Below are 15006 nucleotides of genomic sequence, written 5' to 3'. Positions count from 1 at the left end.
CCCCAAACGACGGAGACTGACATGCAACCGGAACTGCTGGCGCTGTGTTTTTCCCTGCCAGAACCCATCCCTGAGCTGACACCCGCTCAACTGCCGGAATGGCTTGAACTCGTTCCTGCGGGTGAGTTCACCGGGCGCGATGGCCGGACGTGGATTAACCGTAATCCGCATGAGGTGGTCGCCCGTTCGTCCGACATCAAAATTCCGGTGGACATTGAACACGCCACCGAAATTAAAGGGCAACGCGGTGATGAAGCCCCGGCGTATGGCTGGGTGGAAGAACTGCGCGTGACGGACAGCGGCACCATTGAAGGCCGTGTTGTCTGGAGCGAGTACGCCCGGTGGATGCTGAGCGAACGCCGTTACCGCTATTACAGCCCGGCGTTTTTCTTTGACGCAGACGGTGTGGTGACGCGCCTGTCCAGCGTCGGGCTGACCAACAAACCTAACCTGGATTTTCCTGCACTGAATACGGAGAAAAACCCGATGACAGTACCTGAGCAAATCACCGGCCTGCTTGGGCTGGCTGAATCTGCCACGGTAGACGATACCGTGGCCGCCATTAAACAACTTCAGGAGAACGAACAGGTGGCGCTGAACCGCGCACAGACACCTGACCTGACGAAGTTTGTACCGGTGGAAACCCACAATCTGGCACTGAACCGTGCCGAAACCGCAGAACAACGCCTTCAGCAACTGGAAGAGAAGGAAGCAGAAGCGCTTGTGGATGCGGCCATCGAAGCCGGAAAAGTGGCCCCGGCAAACCGTGACATGTTCCTTGCCACCTGCCGTACGGAAGAAGGCCGCAAACAGTTTGCGGAGTACACCAAAGGTGCACAGCCGCTGGTGAACAACGACAAGCCCAGCCAGGGCAAGGATAAACCCGCGCAGACACTGACCGACGCCGAACTGGCGATGTGCCGCAGCATGGGTATTACCGGGGAAGAGTTCCTCGCCGCTAAACCGAAACAGGAGAATAACTGATGGGAGCAGTCACTTCCGAAGTCCTTCACGCGCTGACCACCTGCCTGAGCGCCGCTTATACCCGTGGTCTGAGTGGTGTCACCCCACAGTGGCAGCGCATCGCCTCTGAAATCCCGAGTTCGTCCGCCTCCAATACCTACGGCTGGATGAAAGATTTACCGGAGATTAAGGAATGGGTCAGCGCCCGTCAGATGGCAACGCTGGACGGTTATGGTTACACCCTGGCGAACAAAACCTGGGAAAGTTCGATCCGCGTTAAACGCGAACACATTGAAGACGATCAGATTGGTCAGTACAGCATTATCGCTGAACGCTATGGCCGCCAGACATCGGAGTTCCCGGACAAGCTGTGTTACCCCCTGCTGTGTGCCGGGTTTAACACCCTGTGTTTTGACGGTCAGAACTTCTTTGATGAAGACCACCCGCTGGGCGACGGCACCTACAGCAACGTTGTCGGCACCCCGGCATCAGACAAGGGCGAACCGTGGTTCCTGATTGATGATTCTCAGGTACTGAAACCCATCATCTGGCAGACGCGACGCGCCTTTAAGTTTGAAGCCCTGGATGATCTGAACAGCGAGCACACCTTCAAGAATAACGAGTTCCTGTACGGAGTGGACGGTCGCTGTAATGCGGGCTTCGGCTTCTGGCAGACCGCCGTCGGTTCCCGTGCGGCACTGACAGCGGAGAACTACGAGAAGGCCAGCAATCTGCTGCTGGGTATGAAAGGCACCAACGGTGAACCGCTGGGCATCCGCCCGACCACCCTTGTGGTGGGACCGAAAAACCGCGCGGCGGCGAAGCGCATCATTGACGCCATGCTGGTTAACGGCGGCGATTCCAACATCTGGTACAAGGATGTGGACATCGTGGTCAGTCCGTTCATCACCACCCCTGCATAACCCGTCATCCGTAATCTGTTGTAACCCGCAGTTAAAAGGCGCTGTGAATGCCCTTTTAACTGCCTTTTAAAAGGCAGAGTCATGAGTGAAAAAGCAGGAACCAAAGGCGCGAAAGCCGCAAAGAACAGCGCAGCACAGGAAAACCCGGCACCGCTGGCAGACGTTATTGTGGCTGACGGTCAGGCGAATGAACCACGTCCGGCTGAAGACCCGGTTACTGTACAGGGTGACGCCCCTGTCCGGCTGAACGTCCGGGCCGTGTCTGAAAACGGGTTCTGGCGCTGTGGCCGTTTCTGGTCACATGCCGGTGAGGATGTGGCGGTGACCGCTGCGGTTGCCACCCGCCTGATGGCAGAGCCGAATCTGATTGTCCGGGAAACGGAGAAAGGCTGATGGGGTATATCACGCAGGAAGACCTGTTACGCGCGGACGGCAATCTTGTCTGGAACATGGCGATTAACCGGGAAACCAACGAACTGGATGAAGACAAAATCCGTCAGGCCATCAGTGATGCCGAAGCAGAAATTGATTCGTTTCTGTCCCGCCGCTACCAGCTGCCGCTGGGAGTGACGGAAATCCCGCGCCCGCTGCAACGCGTGGCGGCATCGCTGGCGTTTTACTGGTTGTCAGAGCGTGACAATCAAATCACAGAGCTGATCCAGAAACGCTACGACGACGCCATTAAAACCCTGCGTGAGATGGCGAACGGCACCCGTGACCTGGGTCTGCCGACGTATGCCACCCCGGCAGAAACCGACCACGGGAAGATCATTGTGGTGGGTGCCAATGCCCGGCTGTTCACCCGTAACAACCTGAAAGGGGTGCTGTGATGGGGATTTCTGTACAGGTCAGCGGTGACCAGCGTCTGGAGGATATCCGCCGCGCCGTTGAAAAGCTGACAGATGGTTCATTGCAGGCAGAGCTGCTGGAAAGCATCGGTGCGGTGGTGGAATCACAGACCCGCCGCCGCATCATCGATGAGAAAAGCAGTCCGGGCGGCGAACGCTGGCCGGACTGGTCTGACGGGTACAAAAAGACCCGCCACGGCAACCAGAGTCTGCTGCGCGGTGAAGGCCATCTGCTGGAGAGTATCCAGTACATCGTGGAAAACCGCGTGGTGCGTATCGGTTCACCGCTGGATTATGCCCGCATCATGAATGACGGCTTTTCCGGCAGTGTGCCGGTCAGCGCCCACAAACGGCTTATCTCGCAGTGTTTCGGGCGGGCGCTGAAATATCCGGTCTGGCAGACCGTCGGCGCACATAACCGCATGATGAACATTCCGCAACGTGAATTTCTGGGGCTGTCTTCTGCCAATCAGCAGGAGCTGCAACAGGTTATCAGTCATTTCTGGAAGGAGGTTCTGCCATGACAGAACAACGCCCTGAACTGCGCACACCGGGGAGCACCGTTGCGGCCGCAGAGCGCATTGTGGCCTGGCTGAAAACAGCACTTCAGGGGAAAACCCCTGACCGGGCCGACGTGGTGGAGCGTCACATCGGCCAGTTCAACAGCCCGGAAGAAGTGAAGCGCTATCTGTCCGGTCGTACCGGCTGTATCCGGGTAGCTGCCCTGCGTGTCCGGGATATCAACCCGCGCGGCGGGCTGTCCGGTCTGGTTACCTGGGTGGCTTACATCATGGCGACGGATTCGTGGGGGTACTCCCGCGACGTGCGCTGTGAAGTGCTGGCCGGAAAGGTGATCAAACGTCTGCTGTCGTCGGATGCCACAGCGGGCATGGGGGCTGAACGCCTGGCTGCTGATGTGCGGGCAGACAACATTTACTCCGCCAGCCTCGACGGGCTGGGTGTCACCATGTGGGCGGTGACGTGGGAGCAGGAATTTCGGCTGGATGAAGAGATTGATCTCGCCGCGCTCCCGGACTTCCTGCGCCTCGGGGCAACGCTGCGTAGCGGTGAACACACTGAAATTAACGACGTGATCCATGTACGGGGTGACGATGGAACAGAAACTGATTAAGCCAGCGCGGGAAAACGTCCGTGTCCGTAAACCGGATGGCGCGCATTTATCCCCGGAAGGGGAACGTCTCGACGTCTGCGCTTACTGGCTGCGCCGTGAAGCCGAGGGAGATGTGGAAATAACCGCGCTTCCGAAAAATAGCAACAAAACCAGAGGGAAAAAATAATGTCGCTGGGTTCAATTCCTGATGATATCCGCGTCCCGCTTGTCTGGATCGATATCGACAATTCACAGGCGCTGGATGGTGCATCCGCGCAAAGCCGAAAAATTCTGGTCATGGGCCATGCGGTATCGTCCGGCAGCGCAGACGCCCTGTCACTGACCCGCATCACCAGTGACAGCCAGGCAGACCAGCTTTATGGCAAAGGGTCGATGCTGGCTGAAATGCTCAAAATGCTGCGCCGTGCCAACACGTACACGGAAACCTGGGCAATGCCGGTTGCCGCGCCTGAAGGCGCTGCCGCAAAAGCCACGCTGACCGTGCTGGGGACAGCGACTGAAGCCGGAACGGTGGCACTGCTGATTAACGGTGTGTCCGTTCAGGTGAGCGTGAGCGCCGGGGCTACGAAGGAAAACATTGCAAAAGCCATTGCTGATGCGGTGACGAAAAAGCCTGCCACGCAGGTGGCCGCTGCGGTGAAGGATGATGCCACGGATACCGTGGAGCTGACCGTGAACTGGCACGGCGTCACCGGCAACGGTGCCGACGTTCGCCTGAACTACTACACCGGTGAAGCCTTCCCGGCAGGTGTGAAGGTGACCGCTACTGCGTTTACCGGCGGCACCGGGACACCGGAAATGGCGGATGCCGTTGCGGCCATCGGCCCGGAGTGGTTTACCGATATCATCGCCCCGTTCACCGACACGAAAAGCCTGAACACCCTGCGTGATGAACTGCTGAACCGCTGGGGGCCGCTCAAAATGATGGAGGCGCAGCTGTGGACGGCGTTTCGTGGCACGCACGGGGAAACCGGCACGTTTGGTGAAACCCGCAATGACTGGCTGATTAGCTGTATCGGCACCAACCTGTCACCGCATCCGGCGTGGATGTGGGCCGCGTCATACGGCGCAACGGCAGCGTATCACCTTGCCATTGACCCGGCGCGTCCGCTTCAGACGCTGGTCCTGACCGGCATTCTACCGTCTGCGCGTAATGTTCGCTGGGATATGCCGGAACGTAACCTGCTGCTGCATGACGGCATTGCCACGCACATGGTGGACGCCGGGGATAACGTCTGCATCGAGCGTGAAATCACCATGTACCGGGTTAACCAGTACGGTGATGCGGATGTGTCGTACCTAGATGTGCAGTCCCCCGCCACGCTGGGCCGTATCCGTTACATCATCAAAAACCGTTTCACGAACCGTTATCCGCGCCACAAGCTGGCAGATGATGACGTGCTGGACTCACTGGATGCGGGGCAGCCGGTGATGACGCCGAAGCTGTGCACCGCAGAGCTGCTGGATATCTGCCAGACCGAACTTATTCCTGCGGGCCTTGTGGAGAACTTCAGCGATTACAAGGACACGCTTCAGGTGACACGCGACAGCAGCGATAAAAACCGCCTGAACTTTATCTGCCACCCGAATCTGGTGAACCAGCTGCGTGTGCTGGCAGGCCTGATTCAGTTCAAACTTTAAGGGGGCCGCATGGCAAAAATTCTTGGCATGGCGACCATTCGCGTGAATGGCCGCGAAATTAAAACCGAGGGGAAATCCACGCTGAATCCGGGCGGCTTCAGTCGCACCCAGCATATGGGCGGCGGCAAGGTCTGGGGCATCTCCAGCAAGATGGCCTCGCCGTCCATCAAGGTGACCATTGCGGCGGCAGCGGATATGGACGTGATTGAAATCAGCAGCTGGGAAGATGTCACGGTGATGTTCTACGGCGACAACGGCCTGAACTACATGATGACGGGTTCCGCCACGGATAATCCGGCAGAGCTGGACGAGGATTCCGGCACCATCAGTGCCAACTTTATCGGTGAAAAATGCGTGAAGGTGTGACATGGCTGAAATGGAATTTGAACTGAAACACGGGCTTCTGACCGGCAAAGGCACGGCAGATGAAACCCTGCATAAAACCGTGAAACTGCGCGAGCTGACCGCCAGTGACGTGATTGATGCGCAACTGGCCGCAGAACGCGTGGTACTGGGCGAGAACGGAAAGGCGGTGGCCTACTGCTCTGAAGTGCTGATGGGGCTGGAGATGATGCGCCGTCAGGTTGCGGCCATCGGCAGCATTCCCGGCCCGCTGGACATGAAACAGCTGCGAATGCTCCACCCGACAGACCTTGAGCTTATCAGCACCAAAGCTGCTGCGCTGGATGAAATGCTTGAGGAGGTGGCAACGCGGGGGCGAACTGATGCCGCTGGCGGCGGCACTGATGAACCTGCTGGTTAACCTGTCCCAGCGATTCAGCATTCAGTACCTGGAACAGCTGCCCCTGCGGCAGCTGTTCCGCCTGATAAAGCAACTGGAGAAACAGCATGGCAACAGGTAACCGTCTCAGCACGGAAATCATGATCAACCTTGCCGGGAACCTGACCGCCAAAGCCCGGCAGTACGGCGCAAATATGTCGCAGTTCGCCCGGAATCATCAGAAGGCCATGCGCCTTGTCAAAGCCACAACGGAGGCCGCAGGACGCGGCCTTGATACGCTGGGTAACCGCTACACGGCAATGATAGCCGGGCTTGGCAGTAGCCTTACCATCAAACAGGTTGCCGATTTTGATGCGCAGATGCGCCGGATGGGTACGGATGCCCAGTTAACCACTGAACAGGTAAAGACGCTTCACGACAAAATCAGGGATGTATCGAACCAGAAAGATATTCGTATTGATGCTTCTGCGCTTGGTCAGGGGGCCAGCGAACTTCTGGGGAAAACCGGTGATTATCAGTATGTGGTGGACAACCTCCGCAACATGGGGTTGATGATGCAGGCGTTCGGTGTTGACGGACAGGTTGCAGCCGGACTGATGGCCCAGTTCTGGGAAAAAAACGTCCGGGGCGCTGATGCGGTCAATAACATGATGGACAGGCTGTATTCGCAGTTCGCAGTGGGGTCTGTCAGCGTTGCCGATGTTGCCCGCGCTGCCCCGAAACTGTTTTCCATCATTCAGGATCAGGGACCGGAAGCCATTGCCCAGATGGGGGCATTTGCTCAGGTGTTCGCCAAAAACAAAGGCAGCATTGATGAGACGGTAACCAGTATTCAGGCCATGTATGCCTCCCTGTCGGACAAAAAGAACATCGAGTTCCTGAAAAAAAACGGCGTTGATGTTTTTGTCAAAGGCACAAAAGACATCAAAAAGCCCTATGAACTGATGATGGAAATCCTTAAACGGGCCAAATACGACCCGCTGAAACTTCAGGATGTGTTTGATCAGACCGGGATGCAGGGGATTAAGGCGCTGCTTAACCCTGAAAACCGGGAACTGCTGGAGAAAATGATTTACGGCACGATTGAGCTGGGGTCCACGCAAAAGGCCGCACAGACCAATGCCGAAGGCTTTAATGCTGCCATGCAATCACTGAATAACGAATGGCAACGTTTTGCTGAAGGGCAACTGGCAAAGCCCGTTCAGGACCTGGCGGATGCGCTCAACAGCGTGGACCAGGATACCGTCCAGAACTGGTTGCAGGTGGGTAAATATATAGCGATTGCGCTGGGTGGCATTATCGCCATCAGAAAGACGTATCAGTTCGGTAAAACCATCCACGACATCATGAATCCCAAAGGGAAAGGCAAAGGGATACCCAGTGGCATTACAGATGTTTTCGGCTCCGGTGTGATGCCGGTTTATGTGGTTAATATGGGCAGTGGCGGGATGAATGGTAATACCGGAGGTCTGCCGGATGCGCCGGATTCATCGCGCAATCCCCGCAACTCCCGCAACCCACGTGGGCCAAAGACGCCAGCGCTGGTTACACCACAAACGGCATCAGGATTTAATCTCCTTGACATGGTGCTCTCGGCTTTCCCAAAGAACAAAGAGGAAGCTGATGCGCTAATCGCACGGGTTCAGGAAAACAACAACCGCCCGACGGTATGGACGGATATCAAGAACTGGTTTAACTCTCTGGAGAAAAAGAACATCGCCGCGCCGTCGCCCTGGGATGTTCTGCAATCCACGCAGAACGCACCATTCGTTCCGCAGCAGTTGCAGGGGGAAATCCGTGTGGTGGTGGAAGGTGACGCCCGCGTGAAAAGCGTCAGAGTGGATCAACCCGGCGTCAGACTCAGTGCGCAGGCTGGCGTCACCAGCGTGGAGCAAGGGTAATGACAACGAGCAAAGGCAAATGGGACGGGCTGCGCGATGCCTCGTTTCGCGGTGTCCCCTTCTTTCTGGTGGATACGGAAGGCACCGGTGGCCGTCGTGCCATTCCCCGTGCGTATCCCCGGCGCGAAACCGCCTGGACGGATGATAACGGGGCCGTTCCGGGACAACAGCAGATTAACGCAAAGCTGCCAGGTAAAAACTTCCAGGATGATTTAAACGCCCTTTTAGACGCGCTCAATACCCCCGGCCCCGGCGAGCTTATCCACCCGTGGTTCGGGATACAGACCGTACAGGTTGGCAAGGTCACCCATCGCCTCAGCACGGAGGAAGACGGCATTGCGTATGTCACCTTTGAAGTGTTTGAGGCAGGCGAGCGCCTGTTCCCGTCTGCGGCGGATAACACGCAGCAGGAAGTGCTGACGGGTATTGATGCGGTAAAAGCGGCCATTGACGATGGCGACTGGTTCGGCGCACTTGACGGGCTGGGTGAGATGGCCGACAGCTTTCTGGCTGATATGGAGAACCTTGTGGCTAATCTGCCCACACTACCGGCTGCACTGAATCAGTGGATGGACAGGCTGAACCATTTTAAGGAGATGGCCGGAACCATCATTGCCACGCCGGGGCGTCTGGTCAGTGAGCTGTCCTCGTTCATCGACGGCGTGGTTGATCTGGTGACGGAACCCCCCGAAGCACTGGCGGTTTACACGACATTACGCAACCAGTGGGCCGGAGAACGCGCCCGACAGGTTGCCACCGGCGCATTGCCGGAAGATATCACTGTGAAGCCTGGCAGCGTGGCAGACGGCGAAATCGGCTTTGCCATCGGTCTGTCACCGGGTTATCAGCCGGTATCTGACAGCCTGCAAAAGAACATTGATGACTTCCGCCAGGTGGTTGTGCTGGAAACCCTGCTGGGACAGGCAAATGCCGTGGCCTCGATGACGTTCGATACCAGTGATGCGGCATTATCTGCCGGTGACACGCTGGCGGCTGAACTGCATGAGCAGGCGGTGGCGGCGGTGGAAAATAACCAGCGGGCATTATGGCGAACGCTGCGCGATTTACGGCAGACCGTGATTACGGATGCCCGCGAGTGTGCCGCCCGTCTGCCGGAAACCCGACAGGTGACGCTGACCACAACCACATCTGCCGCATTGCTGGCATGGCGCGAACATGGTGACACAAGCCGACGGGATGAAATCGTGCAGCGTAACCGCCTGCGCCATCCGTCATTCATACTGCCAACGCAACCTGTGGAGATTACCGACTGATGGAATCCGTGATTCTTACCGTTGACGGCAAACTGTGGGAAGGCTGGACGGAAATGTCCATCAGCCGTTCCCTGAAGGCGATTGCCGGTGAGTTTGTTCTCAGTGTGACAACCCGCTGGTCAGCGGCGGCACCGCGCGTGATTCGTGAGGGGCAACCCTGCACGGTCAGGCTGGGCGCGGATACCGTGCTGACGGGGTATATCGATGATTTTATCCCCAGCTATGACGCAGATAACGTGGAGATTCGTGTCATGGGGCGCGACAAAACCGGCGACCTGGTTGACTGCTCTGTGGTGCATTCGTCCGGGAAATGGAAAGGCGTGCGGCTGGAACAGGTGGCGGCTGATGTCTGCCGCCCGTTCGGGATAACCGTCATCACGGAAACCCCGACCGGAGAGGCGTTTGCGTCTGTCGTTCTGGAACAGGGTGAAACGGGATTTGAACTGCTCGACCGGCTGGCAAAACAGCGCGGCGTTCTGCTGACGTCTGACGGAGCGGGTAACCTGATTATCACCCGTGCATCTTCCGTTCGCGCGGGTGTGTCACTGGTGCTGGGAGAAAATATCCTCGCCGCCCGTGGGCGCTTCAGCTGGCGGGAGCGTAACAGCCAGTACATCATCAAGGGCACCACCAGTGCCGGTGGCAAACTGTGGGACAGCCAGCCTGCCTCGATGGTGGGCGGTCGCCAGTACATCATCGAAGACCCGGAAATTAACCGTTACCGCCCGCGCATTCTGGTCAATGAAGACAGTCTGACCGTGGGCGGGGCCAGCATTCGCGGAGAATGGTACAAAGCCCGGATGCTTGGAGAGGCTCGCACAACGGAAATCACGGTGGCAGGCTGGCGCGAACAGGGCGACAGCGGCCCGCTGTGGCAGACCAACCGCCTTGTCGATATCGACGACAGTATTCAGAACCTGAAAACCACCTGGCTGATATCCGGGGTGACCTGGACGGATGGCGCACAGGGGCGGATGACGGTTCTGGCGCTGGTTCCGCCTGAATCACTGGATATGCCGGAAATGAAAGCGAAGACGAAGAAAACAAAGGCGGTGGCCACATGGGATTAAACGCCATTGCCCGCCGTTTGCGGCTGATGGTTGACCGTGCCATTGTCCGCATGGTGTCTGACAGTCTGGAGCGGCAGAACCTGCAAATCCAGACGCTGGCAGACGCCACTGATGACGATGTGGAACGCTTCCAGAATTACGGTTTTACTTCCGTTCCGCCGGAAGGTTCTGAAGCCATTGTGCTGGCCGTTGGTGGACGGCGTGATGGTCTGGTTGCCATTGCGGTGGAAGACAAGCGATGTCGCCCTAAAGACCTGTCCCCCGGCGATGTCCGGCTGTATCACCAGGACGGCAAATCACACATCACCCTGAAGGAAAACGGCGTCATTCAAATCACAGGAGAACAATTAAACGTTTCAGGGAAAACGGTAAATCTCACCGCCGACGAATTGCTGAATATTATCGGTAAACAAATGAAATTCGTCGGTCCCTGTGAATTTACTGAAGATGCCATAATCAACGGTAAATCTTTCATCAAACACATTCATAAGGACGGCGACAATGAGAAGACATCACCGCCCGTATGACGACCGGAATCCGCTGGAATAATACTCTCTCACGGGGTGACATCACCGTCACCCATAACGGCCTCTCACGGGATGAGGGGCTGGTCACTCAGGTTCTTATCTGCCTTTTCACCGATGCCCGTGCTGATGACGATGACGTCATTCCTGACGGCTCCGGCGACCCGCGCGGCTGGCCGGGCGACACGTACAGCGATTTTTCGTGGGGTTCCCGCCTGTGGCTGCTTGAGCGCGAAAAGCTGACGGAAGATGTCCGCCTGCGCGTGGAGGATTACGCGCGACTGTCCATGCAACCGCTGCTGCGGGCCGGTTACGCCCGTAACGCCACCGTCACGGCCAGAATCATCGTCCCTGACCGTATTGCCTTTCAGGTGGTGTTAACCCGCCCGGACAAAACCACGCTCACAATCGAAATCACCCGCCGATGGGAGGCCACCATTAATGCCGTATGAAATCCCCACGCTGGGCAAACTGATTGCCGACGGCGAAAAAGATATTGCGTATGAACTCGGCCTGCAAAAGCTGCCGCCTGTCAGTGTTGAGCAGGCGCTGAACGTGTCGTTCAGCAGTCAGGTCCGGGATTTATACGACCATCAGAGCTGGATTAAGGACCAGATAATTCCGTCCACCGCGTCTGATGATGAAACCATTATCAAAACAGCAACGTATGAAGGGGTTATCCGCAAGCAGGCAACCTTTGCCAGCGGGCCGGTGACCTTCACCAGTCAGTCCCCCATTCCGGCAGAAACCCGGATGCAGTCCGACACGAACCAGGTGTATCAGGTGCTCACATCCGGCGAGGTACAGGACGGCGAGGTCACCGTCATCGTGCAGGCTGAAGAAGCCGGTGTGGCGGGCAATCTTGCTGCCGGTTCGGTTCTGACCCTGCTGTCCCCGTTGCCCGGAACGGGCAGCACCGGTGCAGTGGTGAATAGCGGTATTACCGGCGGCGCAGATATTGAATCCATCGCAGAGCTGCTGGACCGTCTGCTGTATGTGCGCCGCAATCCCCCGGTGGGCGGTGCACTGCATGATTACGTCATCTGGGCGCGTGAAGTGCCGGGCGTCAGCCGCGCGTGGGCGTGGGATGCGTGGCACGGCCCCGGCACGGTCGGGCTGGCATGGCTTTATGATGACCGTGAAGACATTGTGCCGACCCGCGAAGACCTGAAGACAATGGAGCAGTATCTGTTCTGCCACAAACACCCGGCCACCGGCGTGATGGTGGGTAAACCGGGCGGCATCGAGGTCTGGCCGGTGCAGGTCAGGCTGAAGAAGCTCGACCTGTCCATCCGTCTGACACCGGACAGCCAGGCGAACAGGAACGCCGTCCGGGCAAACCTGACCGCATTACAGAAAACGCTGGCCCCCGGTCAGATGTTGCCGGTGTCCTCGCTGCGCACGGCCATCGGTATGACGTCCGGCATCGCGGACTACTTCCTGAACATCGGGGAAGACACTACCAGTGATGTGGATGAGCTTATCACCATCGGGGAGGTGACATGGCTCACAGTGTGACGGAATGGCTGACCGCACTGCAACAGGTCATGCCACGGGGTAAGGCATGGCCGCGTGATAACGACGCGGATTTAAACCGCTTTTTAAGGGCGCTTGCAGAGCGTTTAACCCGCGCTGAATACGACGCCTCGCGTCTGCATGTGGAGATGCGACCGGAAACCACGCTCCAGCTGCTGCCGGAGTGGGAGCAATATCTGGCGCTACCGGAATGCGGAATTGCCGCCACCACAACGGAAGCCCGCCGCCGGGCCGTGGTGGAGAAATACCGCCGCAAAGGCGGGCTGGCAACCTGGCAGATTGAAGCCGCTGCGGCGGCGCTGGGCTTCACCATTAAGGTGACGGCCGTTCTGCCGCATCACTGTCTGCGTGACTGCATGTACCCGCTGCATCCGGCGCGGTATCGCTGGCTGCTGAAAGTAGAAGTCCCGGATAAAGATGCCGGACGGTTTACCTGTATTGATGACGTTATGACGCCATTAATCAGCGAACGCACCCGCGAGCTGGAATGCCTGCTGAAGCATTACCGGCTGGCGGGCACGGAATATGAATATTATTACACCGGAGAATAATTTATGTTTCATGTGGATAATCCGACGGGTGTGCCGGTAATGCCACCTGTCGCGGTTGAATTAAGCAAAACAACGCTTTATTTCACCGAAGGCGGGAATGGTATTCCGCCCACTTATCCGGGGCCGGACTGGTTTAATATTATTCAGTCTGAACTGCTGGAAATTCTCCGGCAGGCAAATATCAAACCGGATAAAAATACCACCAACCAGATTATGACGGCGCTGAAAAAACTGTTTATTACGAACAGTGGTTCAGCCAGTGCCATTGCCGGATTAACCGGTCAGAATAATACGTTCCCGTATTTTACCGGCAAAGACACAATGGCATTGACGCCGCTCAGTGCTTTTGTGCGCGGTATTCTGGGTAAAACCACAGCCGGTGAAATTATCGACGCACTTTCATTGCGTGACACGGTAAATAAAGCCAACAGTGCCGTGCCGAATACCCGCAGGGTCAATGGCATGGCCCTGTCTACAGATATCACTGTCAGCAATATCAGCGGCAACGCCGGAACGGCAACCCGCCTTCAGACGGCCCGCAGAATTAATAATGTGCCCTTTGATGGCACCCAAGATATCACCATCACCGCTACTGGTGTACAGGATATCAGGCTGGGAAGTCAGAGGGTCGACGGGCACTATGACGATGATTTTACCGTTCCTTCGGGGTATGTCGTGGTTGGTGGTGATGTTGCCCCGTCATCAGCACTAAAACTGTATTCAAGACCTCTTCAGAAATTAATTAACGGCACCTGGTATAACGCATCGAGTGTATAACAATGTTGCATTTAAAAAATATTACTGCGGGTAATCCGAAAACGGCAGAGCAATATCAGATGACAAAGCGGCATAGTATTGTCTGGCTTTTTTCGGAGGACGGCAAAAACTGGTATGAAGAACAGAAGAACTTTGCCAGTGACACTATAAAAGTGGCCTACAACGAAAGAGGGCGTGTGGTGTGGGTCGGTAAGGATGTGACAGGTATCGAACCCACCAACGTCAGCATCATTGAGCTACCGGATATTACTACTAACCGCCGCATCACTGCGCCGGGTTACTGGTTTTACCGCAATGATGAATTTGTTTTTGACTACAAACTAAAAGCGGAAGACGAGCGCGACACCCTGTTAAAACAGGTCAGCATCATGACCGGCGAGTGGGAAAAGGATTTATTGCTGGGGTTAATCAGCGACGAAGATAAAGAAAACCTGAAAGCCTGGCGCATTTACGCAAAGGAATTACAGGCGATGGATTTAAGCACGATTACTGATAAAGCCACATATAACGCCATCAACTGGCCGGAGCGTCCCGATGCCGCAGCTTAAAGGTGTGATTAAAACGCCCACGGGAGAACCGCTGGGCGGCGCAACCATTACACTGACCTCCCTGCACAACCGTGCAGGGATTCTGAAAAGTGTTTTCAGTCACGTCACCACACAGAACGGGGAATACGACTTCCCCGTTCTGCCGGGCGTGTACAGCGTTCGCCTGACACAGAGCACACAGCGCCTTTCAGAAATCGGTGTCATCCGCGTTTATGAAGATTCAACGGACGGTTCGCTGAATGACTTTCTGGGCGCAACCGATATTGACCTGCGCCCGGAAGCCCTGAAGAAATTCGAAGAGCTGGCGCAACAGGCGCAGCAAAGCGCAGAAAAAGCAGGAGAGCATGCCACCGCTGCTGAACAGGCCCGCCAGGATACAGAAACGCTCGCTGGGGAAATACAGCAGGATGCAGAAGAAATTGCGGGTAATGTGCAGAAAGCTGAAAAGCTGGCCTCTGAAACAAACCAGAATGCCGCCCGCGCAGAGCAGGCCGTCAAGGATGCCGATAAGATAGTCCAGAAAGCGGTCGATAAACTTGCTGATGCCGCAACGCTGACCGGTGAGGCAAAAGCCAG

Annotated in this window: 21 protein-coding genes; all 21 read left to right on the top strand. The window is 56.7% G+C overall.

Annotation, left to right across the window (positions count from 1 at the left end):
- Positions 1–21: 21 nt before the first annotated feature.
- The gene (locus tag FQZ95_RS12095) at positions 22–984 is read left to right on the top strand and encodes a phage protease (protein ID WP_160530228.1); all 963 of its coding nucleotides are present in this window, start codon (positions 22–24) and stop codon (positions 982–984) included.
- Positions 984–1886: a Mu-like prophage major head subunit gpT family protein gene (locus tag FQZ95_RS12090; protein ID WP_097333577.1), complete on the top strand. Its 903-nt coding sequence runs from the start codon at positions 984–986 to the stop codon at positions 1884–1886. The genes FQZ95_RS12095 and FQZ95_RS12090 overlap by 1 nt, the downstream gene beginning before the upstream one ends.
- Before the next feature lie 81 nt (positions 1887–1967).
- Positions 1968–2279 (top strand): hypothetical protein, encoded by a 312-nt coding sequence (locus FQZ95_RS12085; protein ID WP_063103529.1) that lies wholly within the window; start codon positions 1968–1970, stop codon positions 2277–2279.
- Positions 2279–2716: a gp436 family protein gene (locus tag FQZ95_RS12080; RefSeq protein ID WP_160530227.1), complete on the top strand. Its 438-nt coding sequence runs from the start codon at positions 2279–2281 to the stop codon at positions 2714–2716. Before FQZ95_RS12085 ends, FQZ95_RS12080 begins: the two co-directional genes overlap by 1 nt.
- Positions 2716–3258, top strand: coding sequence for a phage virion morphogenesis protein (locus FQZ95_RS12075; protein ID WP_160530226.1), 543 nt, complete (start codon positions 2716–2718; stop codon positions 3256–3258). The genes FQZ95_RS12080 and FQZ95_RS12075 overlap by 1 nt, the downstream gene beginning before the upstream one ends.
- The gene (locus FQZ95_RS12070) at positions 3255–3866 is read left to right on the top strand and encodes a hypothetical protein (RefSeq protein WP_047084872.1); all 612 of its coding nucleotides are present in this window, start codon (positions 3255–3257) and stop codon (positions 3864–3866) included. The genes FQZ95_RS12075 and FQZ95_RS12070 overlap by 4 nt, the downstream gene beginning before the upstream one ends.
- Positions 3847–4032 (top strand): DUF2635 domain-containing protein, encoded by a 186-nt coding sequence (locus FQZ95_RS12065; protein WP_024195697.1) that lies wholly within the window; start codon positions 3847–3849, stop codon positions 4030–4032. Before FQZ95_RS12070 ends, FQZ95_RS12065 begins: the two co-directional genes overlap by 20 nt.
- The gene (locus FQZ95_RS12060; protein WP_160530225.1) at positions 4032–5507 is read left to right on the top strand and encodes a phage tail sheath subtilisin-like domain-containing protein; all 1476 of its coding nucleotides are present in this window, start codon (positions 4032–4034) and stop codon (positions 5505–5507) included. The genes FQZ95_RS12065 and FQZ95_RS12060 overlap by 1 nt, the downstream gene beginning before the upstream one ends.
- 9 nt (positions 5508–5516) lie before the next feature.
- Positions 5517–5873: a phage tail tube protein gene (locus FQZ95_RS12055; RefSeq protein ID WP_001062748.1), complete on the top strand. Its 357-nt coding sequence runs from the start codon at positions 5517–5519 to the stop codon at positions 5871–5873.
- A 1-nt stretch (position 5874) separates the two neighbouring features.
- Complete coding sequence (locus FQZ95_RS12050; protein WP_160530224.1) at positions 5875–6270, top strand: phage tail assembly protein; 396 nt, start codon at positions 5875–5877, stop codon at positions 6268–6270.
- A complete protein-coding gene (locus FQZ95_RS26135) occupies positions 6233–6370 on the top strand; it encodes a hypothetical protein (RefSeq protein ID WP_001127483.1) in 138 nt (45 codons plus the stop codon). Before FQZ95_RS12050 ends, FQZ95_RS26135 begins: the two co-directional genes overlap by 38 nt.
- On the top strand, positions 6357–8150 hold the full coding sequence (locus tag FQZ95_RS12045) for a phage tail protein (protein ID WP_160530223.1): 1794 nt from the start codon (positions 6357–6359) through the stop codon (positions 8148–8150). The genes FQZ95_RS26135 and FQZ95_RS12045 overlap by 14 nt, the downstream gene beginning before the upstream one ends.
- Entirely contained in the window at positions 8150–9424 is a 1275-nt protein-coding gene (locus tag FQZ95_RS12040) for a DNA circularization protein (RefSeq protein WP_160530222.1), read from the top strand. Before FQZ95_RS12045 ends, FQZ95_RS12040 begins: the two co-directional genes overlap by 1 nt.
- Positions 9424–10494, top strand: coding sequence for a phage baseplate assembly protein (locus FQZ95_RS12035; protein WP_160530221.1), 1071 nt, complete (start codon positions 9424–9426; stop codon positions 10492–10494). Before FQZ95_RS12040 ends, FQZ95_RS12035 begins: the two co-directional genes overlap by 1 nt.
- Positions 10485–11021 (top strand): phage baseplate assembly protein V, encoded by a 537-nt coding sequence (locus FQZ95_RS12030; RefSeq protein WP_160530220.1) that lies wholly within the window; start codon positions 10485–10487, stop codon positions 11019–11021. The genes FQZ95_RS12035 and FQZ95_RS12030 overlap by 10 nt, the downstream gene beginning before the upstream one ends.
- Positions 11018–11470, top strand: coding sequence for a phage GP46 family protein (locus tag FQZ95_RS12025; protein WP_095628565.1), 453 nt, complete (start codon positions 11018–11020; stop codon positions 11468–11470). Before FQZ95_RS12030 ends, FQZ95_RS12025 begins: the two co-directional genes overlap by 4 nt.
- Positions 11460–12536, top strand: a complete 1077-nt coding sequence (locus tag FQZ95_RS12020; protein ID WP_160530219.1) for a baseplate J/gp47 family protein — start codon at positions 11460–11462, stop codon at positions 12534–12536. Before FQZ95_RS12025 ends, FQZ95_RS12020 begins: the two co-directional genes overlap by 11 nt.
- Complete coding sequence (locus tag FQZ95_RS12015; protein WP_109955421.1) at positions 12521–13105, top strand: YmfQ family protein; 585 nt, start codon at positions 12521–12523, stop codon at positions 13103–13105. The genes FQZ95_RS12020 and FQZ95_RS12015 overlap by 16 nt, the downstream gene beginning before the upstream one ends.
- Before the next feature lie 3 nt (positions 13106–13108).
- On the top strand, positions 13109–13882 hold the full coding sequence (locus FQZ95_RS12010) for a phage tail protein (RefSeq protein WP_160530218.1): 774 nt from the start codon (positions 13109–13111) through the stop codon (positions 13880–13882).
- A 2-nt stretch (positions 13883–13884) separates the two neighbouring features.
- A complete protein-coding gene (locus tag FQZ95_RS12005; RefSeq protein WP_160530217.1) occupies positions 13885–14430 on the top strand; it encodes a tail fiber assembly protein in 546 nt (181 codons plus the stop codon).
- Positions 14417–15006, top strand: a 590-nt coding sequence (locus FQZ95_RS12000; RefSeq protein WP_237427987.1) for a prophage tail fiber N-terminal domain-containing protein, incomplete at its 3' end; no start/stop codon positions are given. The genes FQZ95_RS12005 and FQZ95_RS12000, both read left to right, overlap by 14 nt.

The sequence above is a fragment of the Escherichia sp. HH41S genome, from assembly GCF_009820115.1.
GTDB classification, from domain to species: domain Bacteria; phylum Pseudomonadota; class Gammaproteobacteria; order Enterobacterales; family Enterobacteriaceae; genus Escherichia; species Escherichia coli_F.
Note: the sequence above shows the minus strand (reverse complement) of the source record. Positions and strands in the feature narration are given on the sequence as shown.